The sequence below is a fragment of the Paraburkholderia xenovorans LB400 genome, assembly GCF_000013645.1.
Lineage (GTDB): Bacteria > Pseudomonadota > Gammaproteobacteria > Burkholderiales > Burkholderiaceae > Paraburkholderia > Paraburkholderia xenovorans.
The window spans coordinates 2,924,164-2,945,587 of the sequence record NC_007952.1 but is presented as its reverse complement, the minus strand read 5'-3'; the positions used below and the strand labels follow the sequence as shown (position 1 = coordinate 2,945,587).

Sequence of the window (21,424 nt, the reverse complement as noted above, 5' to 3'; positions counted from 1 at the left end):
CGGATATCGAGTTGTCGAGTTGGCGATCAACGAATGAATGAGCGTATGTTCTCGCGCGCTGGTGGCCGCGCCTCGATTCGTGCGTTGCGGCGGCCGGCGGTGGAAGTAGCATGGGGTACTGTTCGATGATGCAGGTTGTCTTGTCCGCTTGCCGGTGGCCGCTGGCAGCGCTGTGTTGCATGGCTACGTTATACGCAGTGGTTGCCGCGGTCGCGACTCCGTTTCTGCGCGCGACCCGCGCGAATAGCAACCGGTTTCAGCCATACGCTGGAATGGCCGACGGCGTCAGTGTATTGAAACCTTTATGCGGTGCGGAGCCGAGGTTGTATGAGAATCTCGCCACGTTCTGCGAGCAGACGCACCCACGCTTCCAGATTCTGTTCGGCGTGTCGTCGCCTGGCGACGCGGCCGTTCCGGTTGTAAGGCGTCTGCAGGCTGCGTATCCATCGCGCGATATCGAACTCGCCATCGATTCGCGAGTACATGGCAGCAATCTGAAGGTGAGCAATCTCATCAACATGGCTGAGCGGGCCAAATACGACGTGATCGTGATCGCGGACAGCGATATCGCGGTCAACCCTGACTATTTGAGTACCGTTTCAGCGCCGCTGGCCGATCCGGGCGTCGGCGTGGTGACGTGTCTTTACGTGGCGCAGAGCATTGGCGGTTTCTGGCCTCGTATTGGTGCGCTTTTTATCAACGAGTGGTTTGCGCCGTCCGTGCGGGTGGCGCATGCGGTCGGCTCCCGCCGGTTTGGCTTTGGGGCGACGCTCGCCTTGCGGCGCACTACGCTCGAGCGCATCGGCGGCTTCCATGTACTCAAAGACTGCCTCGCCGACGACTATTGGCTCGCCGAGCACGTCCGCAACCTCGGACTTCGTACGGTACTGTCCCCCGTGATGGTCGCGACCGACGTCATCGAACCGACATTCGCGACATTGTGGATGAGAGAAACGCGCTGGTTGCGTACGATCAGGTCAGTGAATCAGCCGGGCTTCGCGTCACTGTTCATTACGTTTGCCACGCCGTGGCTTGTGTCCGGCGCATGGTTGGCGTTAGATTTTCATTCGGGCGTAGCGGCGGGCGCGCATCCGTGGGCGGCAATGGCAATGGCGGTCAATTCAGCCGTTGGCGTGGCCGCGCGGATAGTGCTGCACGCACGGGGCGCGCGTCATTCGCATTCGTTCTGGCGCGACCTGCCGCTCGTGCCGCTGCGCGATATGTTATTGGCGTTGCAATGGCTCGCCGGAGCATTTGGTTCGCATGTCGTGTGGCGTGGAGCGCGCGTGCCGGTTGCACCGTCCACTAACCCGATCAATCCTCAGTTATGAAGGCGCTGGATTTCACCGATGCATCCGATGGCCTCTGACATTACATACGTTTCGCGCCGGCGGCGCGAAATTTTCCTTATTGAACGCAAGTTGCCGGAGCAATCATGAAAGCGCTTTTCTTGCAGGCGCCGTCGTACGACGGCTTCGATGGTGGCGCGGGTTCGCGCTATCAGGCCAAACGTGAAGTCCGTTCGTTCTGGTATCCCACGTGGCTCGCGCAGCCCGCCGCACTCGTGCCCGACAGCCGCGTGCTCGATGCACCGGCAGATGGTCTGTCGGTCGGGCAAACGCTGGACATTGCCGAGCAATACGATCTGGTGGTGATCCACACCAGCACGCCGTCCTTTCCCACCGACGCCCTGTTCGCCGAAGACCTGAAGAAGCGCAAACCGTCCGTACTGATCGGCATGGTGGGCGCCAAGGTCGCCGTCGATCCGCACAATTCGCTGACGGCTACCGAAGCGATCGACTTCGTCTGTCGCGAGGAATTCGACTTCACCTGTCAGGAAGTCGCCGAAGGCAAGCCGTTCGCGCAGATCAAAGGTCTGAGCTATCGCGCCGCCGACGGTTCGATCGAGCACAACGAAGCACGCCCGATCCTCGAGAACATGGACGAGTTGCCGTTCGTCGCACCGGTCTACAAGCGCGATCTGAAGATCGACAACTACTTCATCGGCTATCTGAAGCACCCGTACGTGTCGATCTACACGGGGCGCGGTTGCCGCTCGAAGTGCACGTTCTGCCTGTGGCCGCAAACGGTGGGCGGGCATCGCTACCGCACGCGCTCGGTGGAGAACGTGCTGGCGGAAGTGAAGTGGATTCGCGACAACATGCCTGAAGTCAGGGAGATCATGTTCGACGACGATACCTTCACCGACTTCAAGCCGCGTGTCGAAGAAATTGCCCGCGGTCTTGGTCAACTGGGCGTGACGTGGTCGTGCAACGCGAAAGCGAACGTGCCGTACCCGACGCTGAAGATCATGAAGGAAAACGGCCTGCGCCTGCTGCTGGTCGGCTACGAATCGGGCGACGACCAGATCCTGCTGAACATCAAGAAGGGTTTGCGCACGGATATCGCACGCCGTTTCAGCGACGATTGCCGCAAACTCGGCATCAAGATTCACGGCACCTTCATTCTCGGTCTGCCGGGCGAAACGCAGGACACGATCCAGAAGACGATCGAATACGCGAAAGAGATCAATCCGCACACGATCCAGGTATCGCTCGCGGCGCCGTATCCCGGCACGACGCTCTACAACCAGGCGGTGGACAACGGCTGGCTCGAAGAGAACAAGGTGATCAACCTCGTGAGCAAATCGGGCGTGCAACTGGCGGCGATCGGCTATCCGCATCTGTCGCGCGACGAGATTTACCATCAGCTCGAAAACTTCTACAAGCGTTTCTATTTCCGGCCGTCGAAGATCTGGGAAATCCTGCGGGAGATGCTGACAAGCTGGGACATGATGAAACGGCGCCTGCGCGAGGGTGTCGAATTCTTTCGTTTCCTGCGCGCCCACGAGGCATGATCCTCAATGATCGCATGCGTCAGAGAATGCTGATCATTACGGCGGACGATTTCGGCCTGCATCCTCGCGTGAACGAGGCGGTTGAACTCGCCTACCGGCATGGCGTATTGACCGCGGCGAGCCTGATGGCAGGCGCGCCCGCTGCAGAGGATGCGATAGCGCGCGCCCGATCGCTTCCGGGTCTGTGCGTGGGCCTGCATCTGGTCCTCGCCGATGGCATGCCTGTGTTGCCACGCGAGTCGATTCCCGCGCTGGTGGACGGGGAAGGCCGGTTCGGCAGCAACATGGTGCGCGACGGTTTCAGGTTTTACTTTCTACCGCACGTCCGCGCACAACTTGCCCTGGAGATCCGTGCGCAGTTCGAGGCGTTTGCGAAGACGGGCCTGCCACTCGATCACGTCAACACACACAAGCATTTTCACCTTCATCCAACGGTGCTCTCGCTGATCATCGAGATCGGGCGTGACTTCGGAATGCGCGCAATGCGGTTGCCGGGCGAGCGCAATGCGCCGCTCTGGTTGCGCCCGTGGATGAGCCTGGTGCGCGCGCGACTCGACCGCGCGGGCATTGCTCACAACGACTATGTGATCGGCCTCGCCGATACTGGACACATGAACGAGTCGGCATGGCTCGCCGCGCTCGAAAGGCTGCCCGGTGGCGTCGGCGAGATCTATTGTCACCCGGCCACAGCGGGCGACGCGCCCTTGACGCCGGGCATGCAGTCCTACCGTCATGCGGATGAACTCGACGCGCTGCTGTCCCCGCGCGTGGCGGAGGCGATCGGCGCCGCGGGTGCGACGCGCGGCGGCTTTGCCGACCTGCTCGCACTACGCGTGTAACCGGTATGAAATGGCTGCGTTGGATAGGATTGCCGGCCGGTATCGCGACACTCATCGCGCTCGTGTTGCATGAAGGTGCAGGCGACATCATGCACGTCATTGCCGGCGCCGGGTTCGCGTTGCTGTTGTTAGTGCCATTGCACGCATTGCCGCTATTACTCGACGCCTACGCGTGGAGCCTGTTGCTTGGCAAGCGTGCGTCGCTGCCGTTTCTCTGGTGGGTCGCGACTGTGCGCGAGGCGATTAGCCGCCTGTTGCCGGTGGCGAGCATTGGCGGCGAGATCATCGGCATCGGACTCGCACGCTGGCGTGTGCCGGACGCGAGCACGGTCAGCGCGTCGGTAGTCGTCGAGGTGCTGGTCACGATGGCCGTGCAATACGCGTTTTCCGCGCTTGGGCTCGTACTGATCGCCACATCGACGCATCAGGTCAGCGCGATAAAGACGATTGGGCTCGCACTGGCGCTTTCGTTACCGCTGCCGGTTCTCACGGTTGCACTCATTCGCCGCGGCCGGGTATTTCACAGGATCGAGCGCTTTGCCGCGAAACTGCTGGGTGACGCGCACCCATTGCTGCGCGATATCGACGGAAAGCGCCTCGATGCGGATATCGATGCATTGATGTCCCGCACGGGTCTGCTTGCAAGCGCTTTTCTCTGGCAATTCGCGGGCTACGCGTCGGGCGCGCTCGAAACATACTGGGCGCTGGCCATGCTGGGGCATCCGGTGTCGGTGAGCGGTGCGTTGGCAATCGAGGCACTGACACAGGCCGTGCGTCATGCGGCGTTTATGGTGCCGGCCGGTCTCGGTGTGCAGGAAGGAGCCGTGCTGCTTCTCGCGGTCGTGGTCGGCGTGGATCGGGAGACGGCGCTATCGCTGGCGCTCGTCAAACGGGCGCGCGAAGTGATATTCGGCTGCGTTGCGCTTGCTTCATGGCAGGTGGCTGAAATCGCGCGTGCGCGCAAGGGCCACAACAAGCTCCTTTGCCGGCAGCTACCGAATGTGCGCGACTGAGGTTCGACCCGATTCCGTGTGGCAGGCATGGATGCCCGGCTAGTGTGTGTTTTCGATGAATTGGTCGTGGCATAAGAACAACACCACGCGATCAGGTAAGGCGGTGACGGCGTCCAGGATTGCATTGAAAATCGTTTGATCACATGGACTTATCCGCGCCTTCCGGATCTTGCTAATTTGAGGGAGGCACTGTTGCGGGATGCGTGACTAAAGGCTCAAACCGCGGGCGTAGACTTCATTCGTCACACAACATGCGTCACTTGCCGTGAGGCAGTGGAACGCAATTCTATGCACGTATCGGAGTCCAGATCATGAGAAAGTCATTAATTGTCGCGGGAATCGTGAGTTTGTTCGCCGTGACCGCTCACGCTCAAAGCAGTGTCACGTTGTACGGTTCTCTGGATGCCGGCCTGGTTTATTCCAACAATCAGGGTGGCCACAGCGCCTGGCAGGAAGGCAGCGGCGTAGTGTCGAATACGTATTTCGGCCTGCGCGGTAATGAGGACCTCGGCGGCGGCCTGCATGCGATCTTCACGTTGGAGAGCGACTTCAACCTGAACAATGGTCAGTTTCAGGACGGCAGCACGATGTTCAATCGCCAGGCCTATGTCGGTCTGAAGAGCGATCAATATGGCCAGGTCACGCTGGGCCGTCAATATGACTCCGTGGTCGACTACCTCGCACCGATTTCGGCGGCGGGCGCCGGCTTCGGTAACAACCTGGCCGCTCACCCGCTCGATAACGACAACCTCGATAACTCGTTCTCGCTGAAGAATACGGTCAAGTACTCGAGCGCGAATTACGCGGGCTTCCAGTTCGGTGGCCTCTATGGCTTCAGTAACGGCGCAGGAGACTTCTCGAATAACCGCGCATGGAGCGTGGGGGCGTCGTATGCGAACGGCCCATTCAACGTTGCCGCCGCCTATCTGCAGTTGAACAACTCGGGCGCAACGTCGGCCGGCTCAACCTCGGTGGGGGCGGGCGAGGCGAACATCGGCGCGGCGCTGCAACGTACCTATGGTGTTGGCCTGAACTATACCTACGGCCCGGCGGTGGTCGGATTCGTCTGGACGCATACGCAGCTTGACGGCATCGGCGCAGTCAGCAACGGCTTCAGCGGATCGAATTTCGCCGCGGGACTGCCGGGCACCAATCTGCACCTGGACAACTACGAGATCAATGGCCGCTATGCGCTGACGCCGGCGTTGGGCATCGCGGCAGCCTACACGTACACGGACGGCAAGGTATCGGGTACGGGAACGGGCGACCCGAAGTGGCACACGGTGTCGCTCGAAGCGGACTACTCGCTTAGCAAGCGCACGGACGTGTATGCGGGCGGTGTCTATCAACACGCATCGGGCGAACTCGGTAACGGTGTTGCGAACGTCGCTGTCGTGAACGGTGTGTCGCCGTCGTCGAATGGCAATCAGGTGGTCGGTACGATCGGCATGCGCCATCGTTTCTAGGACGCGAGTTCGTATCGGACGACGTGGATTGGTGATCCACGCGTGAATGAACATCGAAGCCGATACCTTATCGGCTTCGATGTTTCTTGCGGCCAATTGCGCCGCGCCGGTTATACGGCAGCAGACATAATCAAGGTGGAAAAGCATAGATGACGCAAACGCCAGTTCAGCCCGCACCTTCACGTGATAAGGGTGCGCGCTCCGTCAGCGGAGCTACGTCTGGAGAGTGTGTCGTATGCGACTCGCACGATCTGACGTATGCCTACGGGGCCGACATGCATGAGTCGCTTTGCTTTTCCAGCAACGAGCAGGCGCGTTCGGCGCACATCGAGGTCGCGCTAGCGGCTACTGTCGCCTGCAAAGACTGTGGTTTTGTCTGGGCAGTCAGATAGTTTCGGCGATCGTCCGAAAGAAACGTAGTCGTCGATTACCTACCAGACGATTCAACACGAACGGGCGGTGAGCAATAGGGCGGATCGAGAGACGATTGCGCGGCGTGCTGCGGCCGACCCCTGTTCTGCATTCCTCCGCTTGCTGAAGGTTACGTAATACGAAAGACCTCTGCGCGGTTTTGTCGCAGGGGTCGTGGTTCATTGCCTCCGAGTCGCTGCCTGACAGGTTGACCTGGATCATGCTGCGAGGTCATTGGCTCTTTAAGCTGAAGCTGTGCGTATCCACGCCGGATGACGCATGAAGGAGGAGAGCCATGTCGGATCAATACAAAATTCTGGTCGTCTATTACACCCGTAGCGGTACGACTCGCCGCATTGCGGAAATGCTCGCACTCGAGCTCGGCGCAGATATCGAACCCGTTCGCGAGACGGAAAAGCATGCACTTCGCAAGGGCGTGCGCGGATATTTGCGCTCGCTCGTAGACATACTGTGGCGCCGTCCTGTCGATGTCATGCCGCCCATACACCGCTTGCAGGACTACGACGCCGTTGTAGTCGGCTCTCCGGTGTGGGCCGGTTTCGCGTCTGCGCCGGTAGAGACGTGGTTAAAGCATAACGGCGCGTGCGTCCGGCATATCGCGTTCTTCTGCACGCTCCGCAAGCGGGGCAGCGACTCGGCATTCGACCAGATGGGCGAAGCGTCGGGCAAGTTCGCAATCGCAACCTGTGCCTTTGATGCGTCCGATCTGCGGCGCGGCTACGACGGAACACTGCGCGCAAAGTTCGAAGCGCAAATCTGCCGCCGGCTCGATACGCTGCTGGCAATGGAATGTGCGGCATAGTCCGCATCGCGCGTTGCAGCCCCGGCATGACGGATGGAAGGCAACGGGAAGTGGGCGCAAGTAAGGCGTGATCTGCATACCGTCGGCGGCAACAGTTCGTCGCACGACTGACTGCGGCGACCGACGATCTGCATGACGACATCGGGGCGTGCGCCGCAGGCGAGGTGCCGTCGGATTCGTTGAACGCTGCGTGAGTTCGAGCCGCGGCTATTGCGATTTGCGTCTAAACATCGCGTTTTCGGCAACAATTCTTTCCACGTGCGGCGGTTAACGATTCGCAGGGACATGGCTAGACTGCGCGAGCCTGTACTAACACTCGCTGTTGCTCAAACCATCCAGTCTCCACGAGGTTCTTCGACATGAAGTCTACGTTCGCACACGGCGTGCTCGTCGCGTCCGTCGCGCTTGCCGCCGCTATTCCCACCCTTGCGTTCGCGCAATCGACGGCTCCCCTTACGCGCGCTCAGGTAAGAGCCGAACTGGTTGAACTGGAGCAGACAGGATGGCGCCCCGGCGCGGGCAGCGACCCGCATTACCCGGAAGACATCCTTGCGGCCGAAGCAGCAGTCGCCGCACGTCGCGCCGTCGGCCATACCGGTGCGCAGGCCGGCTACGGTGCGGATGACCAGGGCACGTCGGAATCAGGCGGACCCCGGAAATAGTGTCTGCCGCGAGCAACACGCCGGGGCGGCCATAACCGTTCAGCCGTTGCTGATGTCTGCCGGTGCCTTCTCTGTCAACGATTTACGGTTGCAAGCCAGGTTGTTGCGCTGGTTGGAAAGGACTCTTCCGATTTCGCGGATACGCGAAGAAATTTGGATCACTTAACGTTTGGCATCGATCAATCGATGGCTTCACGCCGTAGCGCGTGGCAGACATGACTGGTCGACAAAAACGAAGGTATTCAAAACATTCAACGGAAGGGGATTAGCGGTGGTGATGAAACGAATCGGTGTAGCGCTGCCCGCAATCATGATTGCGACAGCCGTGCATGCACAAAGCAGCGTGACGCTGTATGGCAAGATTGAAGACGGCTTCAATTACACGACCAATGCGAGGGGTAATGACGGATACCAGATGCAAAGCGGCTATGACTACGGGAGCCGCTGGGGCCTGAAGGGCACCGAAGATCTCGGTGCCGGGTATCACGCCGTGTTCCAGCTCGAAAGCGGCTTCGACGTGAACACCGGCAAGATGTCGCAAGGCGGCAGGGAGTTCGGCCGCCAGGCGTATGTCGGCATCGCGTCGGATCAATACGGCACGTTGACGGTCGGACGCCAGTACGACCCTAGCGTGGACATGTTCTCGCCCATGACCGCGAATGGCAACTGGACGGGATATCTCTTCTCGCATCCCTACGACAACGACAACACCGACTATTCCTTCCGCGTCAACAACGCGATCAAATACGTTACGCCGACCATTCACGGCTTTACTGCCGAAGGCATGTACGCGTTCAGCAATCAGGCGGGCGGCTTTTCGAATAACCGGTTGTACGGCTTTGGTGCGCAGTACCAGAACGGTGGCCTGCAGATCGGTGCGTCGTATCTCAAGCTGAACAATGCGAGTTCCGCCACGGTTGCGTCCGCCAACTCGTCCGGGGCGGTGACCAGCGACAATACCTTCAATGCGCGGTCGCAGCAGAACATCGGCATCGGCATCAACTACACGATCGGCAAGGCACTGGTGGGCTTCGCGTATTCGCATGTGGATGTCTACGATCCGACGGCGAACGCGTACTTCACGGGCACCACGCAGCCAGCTGGCGGTACATGGAACGCGTGGAAGTTCGACAACTTCGAAGTGAGCGGCTTGTATCATTTCACGCCCGCGCTCTACCTCGGTGCGTGCTATACCTATACGCAGGCAAGCCTTTCCTCGACTGTCGGGAAATTCGATCCCAAGTGGCATCAGCTTAGTCTGAAGCTCAATTACGATCTGTCGACGCGGACGTCGGTGTTTCTCGAAGGCGCGTATCAACACGCGGTCAGCGCGAATACGGGCACCGATTTCGACTTTGCCAATATTCCCGGCTCGGCCGACGTTTCCTCGGGACGTAACCAGATGGTTTATCGCCTTGCACTGTTGCACATGTTCTAACCGGCCAGTTTAAAACTGCTGGGTGTCCAGTCTGCCTTTGCCGCCGCCCTGACCGGCGTCGGCGAAGGTTTCCGGCACATTGCAGCAGGCGCCTGCATCGCACCATTGTTGTGTAATCTGGAACTGATGTTCTTTCGATGTCCGATTGATCCCGTTCTACAAGGCTTCTAGAATTTTTAGCTGAAGCACTGGGCCTACGCCCATATCAGGCGCCGTGCCAGTGTGTCGGCGCCACCCAACGCATGCGGCTACGCGCGTCGACCTTGCTTGTGGAGGCATGCAGCCAGGATGGAGAAAGCGGTGCACGTGTCGATGGAACAAGACTCAAGGGAAATGCAGTTGCGCGCGTTGATGAAGCTCGGCAAGGAGCGCGGCTTCCTGACCCACACCGAGATAGTCGACCACCTGCCGGATTGCGTTGCACAGGCAGACGCCATTGAAGGAATCGTCAAAGCGTTTAACGACGTGGGCATTGCCGTGCGCGATTTTGCGCCCACCGGCGACGCGCTTCTGCTGGGCGACGCTGCCCAGCAATCAGCCCCGGACGACGTCGCCGAAGACGAAACGGCCACGGCGCTGACAATCGCCATATCCGAACCCGGTCCGGCAGCGGATCCGATGCGCGCCTATCTGCGCGAAATGGGCGCGACCCCGCTCCTGACGCGCGAAGGCGAAATTGCCGTCGCGCGTCGTATCGAAGCCTGCTTGCGGGAAATGCTCGAGGTGATCGCCTTGCGCCCCGCGACGGTCGACGCGATACTCTCGCGCGCGGATCGTGTCGCGGCGGGCGAACTCGATATCGACGATCTGGTTGACGGATTCCTCGAACAGCAGCCCGACGAAATGCTCCCGGCAATGCAGGGTGCGACGGCGGAGGGCGCCGCGGGCAGCAAAGCCGACAGCGGTGTTCCCACCAGCGCCAGCGAATCAGCGGGCGCGATCGAGGCCGATGAAGCCCGTATCGCCCGATTGACGGCGGGCTGCAATGCGATCTTTTCGCAGGTGCGCGAACAGCTTGCATCGTGGCGGGCAGCGGTTGCCGGAAGAACCGGTCAGCGCGAAGAGGCACAGTCCACGCTCGTTCTGATCGCATCGACACTCGGGCAGATCCGTTTCAGCGCACGGACAATCGGCGAACTCAGTGCCGACGTGCGGCGGGCGGTCGAGGAGATTCGCGGAATCGAGCGAAACGTTTTGCGGCTCGCCGTGAATCAAGGCGGCATGGCGCGCGACATGTTCGTCGAAACCTTCGTCGGAAGCGAAACCGATCCTGAATGGCTTGCACGCGCAGCCGCAGCGGCGCCGGCGTGCAGCGCGGCGTTGATGCGCTGCGCGCCTTCGATTCACAGCCAGCAGGAAAAACTCGCACAGATCGAGGCGCGCGAAGGTTTGTCGTTGCAGGAGCTGAAATGGATCAGCAGAAAGATGAACGTGGCGGACCGTGAGCTTCAGGACGCGCGCCGCGCGATGATCGAAGCGAACTTGCGGCTCGTCGTTTCAGTCGCAAAGAAATATGTTCAGAGCGGCATGCCGTTGCTCGATCTGGTTCAGGAAGGCAACATCGGCTTGATGAAGGCCGTGGATCGTTTCGAATACCGGCGTGGCTTCAAGTTCTCCACGTACGCCACCTGGTGGATCCGTCAGTCGGTCTCGCGAGCCATAGCGGACTACGGCCGTACCATACGCGTACCGGTTCATATGGCTGACGCCATGCACCGCGTCAAGAGGGTGGCGGGCGAGATGCGCCAGGAAACCGGCCGCCCGGCCCGCTCCAGCGAACTCGCGGCGCGGCTTGGCATGAGCGAGGAAAAGGTGCGCAGCGTGCAGCGAGTTACGAGGCAACCGGTATCACTCGATGTCCCGATCGGCGAAGAGGCGGACACCACGCTCGGTGAAATGGTCGAGGACTCATCCACGCTGGCGCCGCTCGACGCATTGCTGCAAGCCGATCTGCGCGTGGCCATCGACGCGGCGCTCGGCGTTCTGACGCCGCGCGAAGCGAAAGTGATCAAGCTACGCTTCGGTGTCGATGCGGTTTCCGAACATACGCTGGAAGAACTCGGGGACCAGTTCGATGTCACCCGTGAACGGGTTCGTCAGATACAGAACAAGGCATTGCAGAAGCTGCGTCATTCCGATGGTATCAGCACGTTGAAAAACTATCTCGATCACTGAGCCGTTCGCGGCAACGTGAGCCGCTTGCCATCCGGCTCATTTTTCGCGAGCCGAAGTTATCCAGCACCGACAACGCCTGCGGCGCGGCGACCCTCACGGCCCCGCGCCCCTCACGGCCCCGCGCCCCCTGATCGCACTGTTCGCTTTAGTGCTTTAGTGCTTGCTGTAAAGCGATTGCCTATCCGGGCCGGCCACCGGAATCACAGCGGGGACCACAGCGCGGCTTGTGCCCGTCGCCGAGGTGCCGCCGGTCGAACCGCCGTATGCGTTTGCGGACGCCCGCTGCGCCGCGACTTTGGCTTCAGCCGCCTGGATGTCGGCGGGGTACGTCGGATCTTCGCCGCGTGCCGGGTTATAGCCGGCCTTTTCCAGTTCGACGAGTTCGGCGCGCACCTGGGCACGCGTTACCGGCTGATTGGACTGCTGGGCGAAAGTGATTGCCGGCGCGGAAAGAATGGCGGCGACCAGAACGACCGGGAAAACTGACCTGAACATCATGGACCTCACATGTATCTGATTGATGTGGCCAATTTTATCAAGCACGACGTAATAAATTATCCGCCTCGCGTGGAACGGACCCTTGGTGAATGAGGATGGATCGCACAGGCCGATTTCATCTGCGGGTGGGCAGGGGAATGGTGTGTATGGGCCATTCTGGTGCATTGTTACCCTGGCGACAAGGGACGTTCCTTGCAAACCTGCTTAATAGACGTATTTGACAGTCCTAGAATCAAAGTCTTTCCCTTGGCGCCGGATGAGGCCACGACGCGGTGCAATTCCGCAACGGGCAACCACCGCCGCGCTTTCCTATGGATATCCGATATTCACGTAGTCCGTCATTGAGCCAAAGAACAGACGTTTCGCGCTGGCTGAGGCTGGCGAGAAAGGCATCGTCCCATTGGGCGCTCAACGACGGGCTGATCTGGCTGCATCTGTTCAAGACGGTTGCGGCGGCGCTGCTCGCGCTGGGCATTGCCATGCTGCTCGACCTCCAGCAGCCGCGCACCGCAATGACCACGGTCTTCGTTCTGATGCAGCCCGTCAGCGGCATGGTGCTCGCGAAGAGTTTCTATCGGGTGATCGGCACAGCCGTAGGCACTGTGTTTGCGATTCTGCTGGCCGGCGTCTGTGTGCAGGATCCGGAGTTGTATTTATTCGGCCTCACCTGCTGGATAGGCGTGTGCACAGCGGCGGCGGTCCGAAACCGCCACTTTCGCTGGTACGGCTTCGTACTGGCCGGTTATACGGCGGCGCTGATCGGTGTTCCGGCGCTGATGCAGCCCAATGCGCTTTTTCTGGCCGCCTTGACGCGCGCTGCCGAGGTATCGATCGGGATTCTGTGTTCGAGCGCGGTGAGCGCGCTCGTCTTCCCGATTCAGGCGACGACCACGCTCTTCCGCACACTGAAACAGCGGACTATCGAGTTCACCGATTTCGCCGCAGGCGTGTTGTCGACGGCATTGCCGGTAGATCTGTTCGAGAAGCGGTTTGCGGCGCTTGTCGACGAGATCGTCGGATTCGAGGCGACGCGCACCTTTGCCTCATACGAAGACCCCGACATGCGCGCCCGGGCAGCGCGGCTAGCGCGCCTGAATAGCGACTTCATGAATGCATGCGCTCGCCTGCATGCACTGCACCAACTGCTCAAGCGCTTACGCGGCAGCGGCGCCGCTGAAACGATTGCGGCCATTTCCCCGTTTCTTGATGAACTGTCCGTGCTGCTCGTGGACGTCGGCAGGAAGGTGCAGAAAGGCGAGCCCGAGATGCCGGAGCTAATGGAGCGCATCAAGGCGTTCCAGACCGGTCTCGCGCGGCGTGCGCGCGAAACGCAGCGGGAGATCGAACGGGTCGCGCCGCGTTCCATGCTGGATTACGTCACGGCGATGGAACTGGTCCACCGGTTCGTCGGTGAATTCCTGTCGTACTGCGATATCTACCTCTCGCTCGCCAACTCGCGCAAGCATGTGCTGGACAAGTCGCGCGCGCGGTACGAGCCGCAGACCAGTCCATACGTCGTGGGACTCGCATTCGTTCGCACGGTCGTGGCGGTCGGCGCCGCAAGCTGGTTCTGGATCGCCTCCGGCTGGCCGGGTGGCAGCTTTCTGGTAACGGGCGCGGCCATCACCTGCGCCCTGAGCTCGACCTCGCCCGTGCCGCCGAAATTCACCTTGCAGATTGCCGCCGGGGCCGCGCTCTCGCTTCTCTTCGGTTGCGTGTTCCTGTCTTACGTCTACCCGAAGATCGACGGCTTTCCGCTGTTGTGCGCCGCGCTTCTGTTGCCGCTCGGCCTCGGCGCGTTTCTCATGGCGCGGCGGTCAACGGCGGCCTACGGTGTCGGCTTCGCGGTTTTCTTCTGCCTGCTGGCCGGCCCCGATAACGTGATCGACTATGCGCCCGACGTTCTCATGAACAACGGGCTCTCCATTCTCGTGTCGATGCTGCTGTGCGCAGTCGCATTCGCGGTGATCTTTCCGCCCCAGATGCCCTGGCTCGTCGAGAAGATCAAGCGTCATTTGAGGGGGCAAATCGCAATGGCGTGCACCGCGCCGCTGCCGGGTCTCGACGGGCGTTTCCAGTCGAGCACCCACGACCTGATGTCACAATTGCGCACGCTGCTCATCACGCAATCGCATCGGCACCGCGACGCCTTGCAATGGATGCTGGCAACACTCGAAGTGGGGCACGCCACCATCGACCTGCGCGGCGAGTTGCAACTGGCGACCGGCGTAAGTGGCCGCACACCAAAGCCTCGCTGGCTGGCGTCGATTGATATGGCGGTGCGCGCGCTGCCCGTGCTGTTCGATCAACCCAATGCGAAGCATCTAAGAAGCGCGCTGGCGACCGTCAACGTGGCAATCAGCACGGCACAGACGCATCTGGAAGAACTGGAGCCTCATACGGCGGAGCGCTACCGCATGCTGAGGATTATCGGTTGCCTGCATTTCGTTCGGACCGCACTACTGGATCGCGATGCGCCGTTTCCGCGCGACTGAGCGCGCGGACTCGAAGCTATGCCCTGAACATCGACACGTCGGCGTTCAGGGCATGATCCAGTCCCACGGTTCGTAGCGCACCTGGTACGCGATTTTCTCAGGGCTTCATGGAACCCGTGCGGATATATCGCTCATGCCACGCGAGCGATTCATCCAGAAGGTGCGGAGTGTGCTTGCCGAAGCTGCTGGAGCAGGCGCGCTGGAAGTAGTCTTCGAGAAGCGGACGATAGTCCGGGTGCGCGCAGTTCGCAATCACCTGACGCGCGCGCTGCTTCGGCGACAGGCCGCGCAAATCGGCAAGACCCCGCTCGGTCACGATCACCGAGACGTCGTGTTCGGTATGGTCGATGTGGCTCGCCATCGGCACGATCCGGGAAATGTCGCCGCCCTTCGCGGTGCTGGCGGACATGAAACAGGCGAGATAACCATTGCGGGCGAAGTCGCCCGAGCCACCGATGCCGTTCTGGATGCGGCTTCCCATTACGTGAGTCGAATTGACGTTGCCGTAGATGTCCGCTTCGATCATGCCGTTCATGGCAATGCAACCGAGGCGCCTGACGAGTTCCGGGTGATTGCTGATTTCCTGCGGCCGCAGGACGATGCGCTCGCGCAAACGGTCGATTTCCTCAGCAAAACGCAGCGTCGCCGGCGGGCTCAACGAAAGCGCGGTGGCCGAGGCGACGCTGAGTGTGCCGTTCTCGAGCAAATCGAGCATGGCGTCCTGAATCACTTCGGTGAACGCAGTCAGTCCTTTGAAGCCGGCTTCCGCCAGTTCCGCCAGCACGGCATTCGTGATGTTGCCCACGCCGGATTGCAGTGGCAACAGCCCCGCAGGCAGCCTGCCGTGAGCCACTTCATGACGCAGGAATTCGATCAGGTGCCCGGCAATCTGCTTCGACGTGGCGTCGGGTGGGGAGAAACTGTTGCTCCGGTCCGGCGCATCGGTTTCGACGATCGCGACGACCTTGTCCGGATCGCAACGCAGGTAGGTCTCGCCGATCCTGTCGCCGGGCGTGAGTAACGGAATGGGTACGCGGTGAGGTGGCAGTGCCGTGCCGTAGTAAATGTCGTGCATGCCATCCAGCCCGGCCGGCTGACGCGAGTTGACTTCCAGAATCACTTTATCGGCCAGTTCGAGCCATGTCTTGTTGTTGCCGACAGATGACGACGGAACCAGCAGTCCGTCTTCGCGGATGCCGCTCACTTCGACAATGGCGACGTCTATCTTTCCGAAGAAACCGAACCACGCGTGCTGGGCGACGTGGCTCAGATGAAGATCGAGGTATTCCATCTCGCCCGCGTTGATTTTGTCGCGCAACAAGGGATCCGACTGATACGGCAGCCGCATGGTGATGCCGTTTGCGCGTGCCAGTACGCCATCCAGTTCCGGCGCGGTCGACGCTCCCGTCAGCACGTTGATCCGGAATGCCTCGCCACGCGCATGCGCGGCTTCGATGCGACCTGCCAGCGCGCCAGGCACCGCTTTGGGATAGCCCGCTCCCGTAAAGCCGCTCATGGCGACGGTCATGTCCGGCTGAATGAACGAAGCCGCCTGGTCGGCGCTGCAGACGCGCGCAAGAAGCGCAGAAGAAAGAATGCGAGGGGAGCTCATGATTCGGATTCGCCTGACGGAGGATGGACAATCGCGGGTAGCGCGCGCGCCGGCTGCAATGGGGATGTCTTCGGCAATCCCGGCAGGACACCCCGCATGATCGCAGTGAAGTGGCGGACGGTAGAAGAGACGGTAGCGCGCATCGCTTGCGCGGCAATTGACTCATATCAAGGCAGGCGGGGCCAGGCGCGGCTGTCATGGTGCTCGTCATATTGGACGCCGCAGTACAGCGGCCTTTGTTTCGTCGAATTCGGTATCGACGATGTCGACCGCTCCTATCCTGCGCTGGCGTGCCTGGTCGGACGCGGCAAGATGAGTGTGGAGGGCAATGGCAAGGCACTCATCGTGCAGCGCAATGCCAACTCGCACTTCCGGGGCTACGCGATCTTGCGCGTTCCGCCTGGCTGGGTGGAGCGTCGCTTCGATTTCACATCGCCTAAAGCCGTTCGCGAAGGGTTGATACGCGAGTACTCGGGATTTGCCGACGAGATCCTCGATCTGTTTCGAGCCAGTAACGAGCATTTTGCAATACGGCCGATCCATGCCCTGCCTGTAGGGCACTGTTGGACGCATCGAAAAGGTCTTACGCTGATCGGTGATGCGGCGCATGTCATGTCACCCTTCGGCGGAGAAGGCGTGAATAACGCCATGCTCGACGCGGCCGAACTTGCGCGATTGCTGGCTACGGACTCGCCTTGGGACGACGCCGTGATGGAATACGAGGCGTCGATGTTCGCGCGTGTTGCAGAGTCCGCTGAAGGTTCCGCCGAAGGAGCCGCGACGTTTCTATCGCACGACGGGCAGGCGCTCACGCTCGAACTCTATCGTCGTCACCGGTCGGCGCACGAGGCGTCCGCTGGCGCTGGTTGAAGTGAGCGGATGAGGGCAACGCTTTCCCGAAACCGATCATGTGCGTTCAGAGCGGTACCCGCTGACGACACACGGTGAGAACCAGTTGCCGAAGCCAACGATGAACAGGGTCATTCTCCAAACGGGGATGCCACATTTGAGAAATCGTAAAGCGATCAGTCGCCACAGGAAGCTCAAAAGAACAGACGGCAATGGATAAGTCGTACTGGCTGTTCATGAAAGACGCAGGCAGCAGCGCTATCAGATCGGACGCTCTAGCCACCGCCAATGCTGCGGGAAAGCTTGGCACGATCGCTACGGTTGTTCGTTCAAAACCTGACAGGGCAATTGCAGCGTCAAGCGAGTCGATGATCTGGCGGCCGTGCGGGGCGACCACGTGGCCAAACGCTGCGTACTGCCCGATGGTCACTTCCTGTTCCGCTTCGAGCGGATGCCCGTTTCTGACAACGCCCAGATAGCGGTCCCGAAACAATGCCTGGACGCGGACCTCCGGCCCCATTCCTTCCAGTACGCCAATCTCAAGATCGGCGGAGCCGTTCCGCAGATATTCCGCGTTCCTTTCCGATCTGGACGAAAAGTGCAAACGCACATGCGGCGCAAGTGCAATCACTTCAGCAATCAGCGGTGCACCGAACGCTTCCACGAAAGCTTCATTGGCACGAATCTTAAGCGTTCTACGCAGCGTTGAAAAATCCGGCGTCGCCGGCGACGGCTGGAGCAGGGAACGCGCCTCACGAACGATATTTTTCGTCTGCTCCCGAATCCCCTCGGCATAGGCGGTCAGCACCATCTGGCGCCCGGCCCGGACGAGCAAGGGATCGCCAGTCGCAGCGCGAAGACGGGTAAGCGTGCGACTCATGGCCGAAGCGCTCAAATGCAACGACCGGGCGGCGCGCGTCACGTTTTTCTCGGTGAGCAGCGCATCGAGCGCGAAAAGGAGGTTGAGGTCCGGTTCAGGCATCTCTTGATCGTAGTTAGCAGAGTTGAGGTATGGCGTCTGATGCATGGATGAGTTGCATTCAGCGCGGCTTCCGCCATCCCCCGTGTACCACTATATTGGTTTGTGCGACTCACTCAAGAGGAGCGCTCCCGCTGCTTTCATGCTCGGGGGTGGCCTCATTTACCGGAGCTACCGATGCAAGACACACCTTCGCAGAAAACCGTTCTCATTGTCGGTGCCTCCCGCGGCCTTGGATTGGCAATGGTCGAGGAATATCTGAAGCGCGGCTACCGTGTCATCGCCACCGGGCGAGCCGCCTCGACAGAAAAGCTTCGGCGGGCCGCCGAAGCCTCTGCCGGCGCGCTCGAAGTGGAAACTGTCGATATCACGGTTCCGGAGCAGGTTGCAGCTTTACGCGCCCGTCTTGCCGATCGGCGCATAGACGTGTTGTTTGTGAATGCAGGCGTCAAGAACGACGACCGTGAAACGATAGCGGACGTTTCGACCGAGGAATTCGTGCGGGTGATGGTAACGAACTCGCTGAGTCCGATGAGAGTCATCGAAGCGTTTCAGGATCTCGTGCCGCCGACGGGAACTATCGGTGTCATGTCATCGGGGCAGGGCAGTATCACCAACGCCACCAACGCGAATTATGAAGTCTACAGGGGGAGCAAGGCCGCGCTCAATATGTTTATGCGTACGTTCGCGGCCCGCAGCGCCGGGTATCCGCGGACCCTTCTGATCATGGCGCCCGGCTGGGTCCAGACAGACATGGGTGGTCCTACGGCGCGCCTGACCATTGAAGAAAGCATTCCGAACCTGGTCAACACGATCGAGGCTTATGAAGGACGCGCCGGCTTGCATTACCTCGACTATCTGGGAAAAACCGTTCCCTGGTGACGGACCGCGCAACGCAATTTCAGCTCACCGTGAATTGGCCCATGCTATAGCGTCGGCGCCGGCGGCGATCCGAGCGGGACTCGATGGGTCGTTCGCTGCGTGCCATACCGCTTCCGCTACGTCGAGCGAGCGCGTGACCGCCGTCTCCTGCTGCCAGTGGTCGAAGACGCGCTGCGCCAGGGCCGCGTAAGCTTCGGGAAACCCCCCTTGCATCCGCGACTGCGCGTTTTCGCCGAAGCGCGTCTCTGGCGCCCGTCCCGGCAGAACCAGGCGCACTCGCACATTGAACGGTTCGAGTTCGAGAGCAACGGATTCGGAGAACGCGTTGATCGCCGCCTTGCTGGCGGTGTACACGGAGAGCAGATGGAGCGGCCTCAATGTCACGCTCGACGTGACGTTGACGATAACGCCTTCCTTCCGTTGCCGGAACTGCGGCAGAACCGCCTGGGTCATGGCGATCGTGCCGAGCGTGTTCGTTTCGAAGACTTCGCGCGCGGTCTCCATCGACGTGCCTTCGAGCGCGTTCAGCACGCCAATTCCCGCGTTGTTGACGAGGACGTCGATCGGCCCGGCCGCATCCACCGCCTGGCGGATGCTTTCCGGATCCGTGACATCGAGCGCGAGCACTCGCAGACGCTCCGAGGGAGGCAGAACATCCGCTCGCGGCGTGCGCATCGTGGCGATGACGCACCAGTCGCGGTCGAGGAAATAGCGAGCGGTTTCGAGGCCGAATCCGGACGAACATCCGGTGATCAGGACGGTTTTCATGGCGACTCCTGTAGAACGTGGCAGTACCCACACCATAAGTCGTCACCGCCGGACTTGCTACAATCGAGCGTCCAGGTTTCATTAGAAGGAGTCCGGTTATGGTCGACCCGCTTGCGGAGGTCGTCACGCTGCTCCAGCCGGTCGCCGCCTTTTCGAAGGTCGTCAGCGGCGCGGGTCGCTGGCGCGTTCACCGCTCGGAAGCCGGACAACCGTTCTACTGCGTGATTCTCGACGGATCATGCCGCCTCGTCACCAACGGGCGCGAGCCGATCATCCTGCAGACCGACGACTTCGTTCTGATTCCGGAGGTGTACGACTTCACGATGTCGAGCCTCGAGCCGCCCGAAGCCGAGGGTGTCGATACCGTGCCTGTGGCGCTGCTCGATGGCGGATTCAGGCTTGGCGACGGAAACGGGCCGTCTGACGTTCAACTGCTGGTAGGCCATTGCGTGTTCGGTTCACCCGACGCGGCCTTGCTGGTGTCGCTTCTCCCCGACTTCGTGCATGTTCGCGGCGAACGCAGGCTGGCCACGCTGGTGAAGCTCGTGCGGGAAGAGTCTCGCGAGCAGCGTCCCGCGCGGGACGTCGTCCTCGCCCGTCTGCTGGAGGTTCTGTTCATCGAGGCGCTGCGGTTGGCGGGAACCGCGGCGTCGCCCGGCCTTGTGCGCGGACTCGGCGACGCGCGGCTCGCCCTTGCGATACGTCAGATGCACGAGAGTCCCCAGAAGCGCTGGACGGTTGCGCAACTGGCGAATACGGCAGCACTTTCACGCTCGGCGTTTTTCGAGCGCTTCAGCCGCGCAGTGGGCGTCGCTCCGATGGAATATCTGTTGTCCTGGCGCATGGCGTTGGCCAAGAAGTTGCTGCGACGAAAAGAAGGCGGCGTCGCGAATGTTGCTGAACGTGTCGGTTACAGTTCGGCGAGCGCATTCAGCGTCGCATTCACCCGCCATGTCGGACTACCGCCGACTCAATACGCACAGCAGCAGATGGACACGCCAGCGCCGTAATGCGAGCGGGGTGAATGCCTGTATGCCGAGGCTTCGACTTCAACCAGGATTACGGCTCGCCGATTGCTGGCAGATGGCGAGCGGGTACGTGCAGTCTCGACATCGATCCCGTATCGTCGAGACTGTGGACGAGCGTGAGAATGGTTTGCAAAGGAGGGTATGTAATGACAGCAAGCGAAGCCTTCGAAGAAACCGGCGGATGTGCGTGCGGCTCAGTGCGATTCCGTGTCAGCGCGCAACCGAGGCGAGTGTCGATTTGCCACTGCATGACCTGTCGGCGCATACACGGCAATGTGTTCGGCGGTTATGCCATGTTCGAGCGCAGCGCCGTGGAATTCACCGGCCCAACTCAGGCGTGGCAGAGTTCGCCTGGCGCTCGCAGACATTTTTGCCCCACGTGTGGCTCGGCCGCGTTCATGGAATTCCTCGATAGCGACGAACTGGATGTGCCGCTCGGCGGCTTCGATCGCGTGGGTCTTTTTGAGCCGGTCTACGAACTCTGGTGTTGCCACAAGGAGCCGTGGCTGCCTGTGGGCGTGCGCACCGAATACGAAGAGGGCAGGCCGAAGTAGCACGCGAATGTGCGCGGCGCAAGGCCCGTGGATTGATCGGCCGGGTCCGCGCCTTGCTGGCGACGCAGGCGGAGA

Annotated in this window: 18 protein-coding genes; 14 read left to right on the top strand and 4 right to left on the bottom strand. The window is 60.9% G+C overall.

Going from position 1 to position 21,424, the window contains the following annotated elements; all coding sequences use genetic code 11:
* Nucleotides 1-125: 125 nt before the first annotated feature.
* The 9 genes from hpnI to rpoD all read left to right on the top strand — a co-directional run bounded on the left by hpnI (nt 126) and on the right by rpoD (nt 11,684).
* Nucleotides 126-1,331: a bacteriohopanetetrol glucosamine biosynthesis glycosyltransferase HpnI gene (hpnI, locus tag BXE_RS34945; protein ID WP_011492837.1), complete on the top strand. Its 1,206-nt coding sequence runs from the start codon at nt 126-128 to the stop codon at nt 1,329-1,331.
* Nucleotides 1,332-1,435: 104 nt separating this feature from the next.
* Nucleotides 1,436-2,857, top strand: a complete 1,422-nt coding sequence (hpnJ, locus tag BXE_RS34940) for a hopanoid biosynthesis associated radical SAM protein HpnJ (protein WP_011492836.1) — start codon at nt 1,436-1,438, stop codon at nt 2,855-2,857.
* Nucleotides 2,854-3,696: a hopanoid biosynthesis-associated protein HpnK gene (hpnK, locus tag BXE_RS34935; RefSeq protein ID WP_011492835.1), complete on the top strand. Its 843-nt coding sequence runs from the start codon at nt 2,854-2,856 to the stop codon at nt 3,694-3,696. The genes hpnJ and hpnK overlap by 4 nt, the downstream gene beginning before the upstream one ends.
* A 5-nt stretch (nt 3,697-3,701) precedes the next feature.
* On the top strand, nt 3,702-4,709 hold the full coding sequence (locus BXE_RS34930; protein WP_011492834.1) for a lysylphosphatidylglycerol synthase domain-containing protein: 1,008 nt from the start codon (nt 3,702-3,704) through the stop codon (nt 4,707-4,709).
* 311 nt (nt 4,710-5,020) lie between these two features.
* A complete protein-coding gene (locus tag BXE_RS34925) occupies nt 5,021-6,175 on the top strand; it encodes a porin (protein ID WP_011492833.1) in 1,155 nt (384 codons plus the stop codon).
* A gap of 706 nt (nt 6,176-6,881) precedes the next feature.
* Nucleotides 6,882-7,409, top strand: coding sequence for a flavodoxin family protein (locus BXE_RS34920; RefSeq protein WP_011492830.1), 528 nt, complete (start codon nt 6,882-6,884; stop codon nt 7,407-7,409).
* A 359-nt stretch (nt 7,410-7,768) separates the two neighbouring features.
* Nucleotides 7,769-8,071 carry a DUF4148 domain-containing protein gene (locus BXE_RS34915; RefSeq protein WP_040124359.1) on the top strand — a complete coding sequence of 101 codons (303 nt, stop codon included), beginning with the start codon at nt 7,769-7,771 and terminating at the stop codon, nt 8,069-8,071.
* A 277-nt stretch (nt 8,072-8,348) separates the two neighbouring features.
* Nucleotides 8,349-9,509 (top strand): porin, encoded by a 1,161-nt coding sequence (locus BXE_RS34910; RefSeq protein WP_011492828.1) that lies wholly within the window; start codon nt 8,349-8,351, stop codon nt 9,507-9,509.
* A 288-nt stretch (nt 9,510-9,797) separates the two neighbouring features.
* Nucleotides 9,798-11,684, top strand: coding sequence for an RNA polymerase sigma factor RpoD (gene rpoD, locus BXE_RS34905; protein ID WP_011492827.1), 1,887 nt, complete (start codon nt 9,798-9,800; stop codon nt 11,682-11,684).
* A gap of 153 nt (nt 11,685-11,837) precedes the next feature.
* Here the strand turns inward: rpoD and BXE_RS34900 are convergent, their stop codons facing one another.
* Nucleotides 11,838-12,179 (bottom strand): DUF4148 domain-containing protein, encoded by a 342-nt coding sequence (locus BXE_RS34900; protein ID WP_007178350.1) that lies wholly within the window; start codon nt 12,177-12,179, stop codon nt 11,838-11,840.
* A gap of 314 nt (nt 12,180-12,493) precedes the next feature.
* Between BXE_RS34900 and BXE_RS34895 the strand changes: the two genes are divergently transcribed.
* On the top strand, nt 12,494-14,677 hold the full coding sequence (locus BXE_RS34895) for an FUSC family protein (protein ID WP_011492826.1): 2,184 nt from the start codon (nt 12,494-12,496) through the stop codon (nt 14,675-14,677).
* 97 nt (nt 14,678-14,774) lie between these two features.
* Here BXE_RS34895 and BXE_RS34890 read toward each other — a convergent pair whose 3' ends face one another.
* A complete protein-coding gene (locus BXE_RS34890) occupies nt 14,775-16,289 on the bottom strand; it encodes an acetyl-CoA hydrolase/transferase family protein (protein ID WP_011492825.1) in 1,515 nt (504 codons plus the stop codon).
* Nucleotides 16,290-16,385: 96 nt separating this feature from the next.
* On the opposite strand from BXE_RS34890, the gene BXE_RS34885 reads away from it, so the two are divergent.
* Entirely contained in the window at nt 16,386-17,159 is a 774-nt protein-coding gene (locus BXE_RS34885) for an FAD-dependent oxidoreductase (protein ID WP_011492824.1), read from the top strand.
* Between the two features lie 46 nt (nt 17,160-17,205).
* Here BXE_RS34885 and BXE_RS34880 read toward each other — a convergent pair whose 3' ends face one another.
* Nucleotides 17,206-18,120 carry a LysR family transcriptional regulator gene (locus BXE_RS34880; protein ID WP_040125167.1) on the bottom strand — a complete coding sequence of 305 codons (915 nt, stop codon included), beginning with the start codon at nt 18,118-18,120 and terminating at the stop codon, nt 17,206-17,208.
* A 174-nt stretch (nt 18,121-18,294) separates the two neighbouring features.
* On the opposite strand from BXE_RS34880, the gene BXE_RS34875 reads away from it, so the two are divergent.
* Complete coding sequence (locus BXE_RS34875) at nt 18,295-18,999, top strand: SDR family NAD(P)-dependent oxidoreductase (RefSeq protein WP_011492822.1); 705 nt, start codon at nt 18,295-18,297, stop codon at nt 18,997-18,999.
* A gap of 24 nt (nt 19,000-19,023) precedes the next feature.
* On the opposite strand, the gene BXE_RS34870 is transcribed toward BXE_RS34875, so the two are convergent.
* A complete protein-coding gene (locus BXE_RS34870) occupies nt 19,024-19,767 on the bottom strand; it encodes an SDR family oxidoreductase (protein ID WP_040124363.1) in 744 nt (247 codons plus the stop codon).
* 98 nt (nt 19,768-19,865) lie between these two features.
* On the opposite strand from BXE_RS34870, the gene BXE_RS34865 reads away from it, so the two are divergent.
* Together BXE_RS34865 and BXE_RS34860 are read left to right on the top strand one after the other, a co-directional pair.
* Nucleotides 19,866-20,777, top strand: a complete 912-nt coding sequence (locus BXE_RS34865; RefSeq protein ID WP_011492820.1) for an AraC family transcriptional regulator — start codon at nt 19,866-19,868, stop codon at nt 20,775-20,777.
* 164 nt (nt 20,778-20,941) lie between these two features.
* Nucleotides 20,942-21,349, top strand: a complete 408-nt coding sequence (locus BXE_RS34860; RefSeq protein WP_011492819.1) for a GFA family protein — start codon at nt 20,942-20,944, stop codon at nt 21,347-21,349.
* Nucleotides 21,350-21,424: the final 75 nt, after the last annotated feature.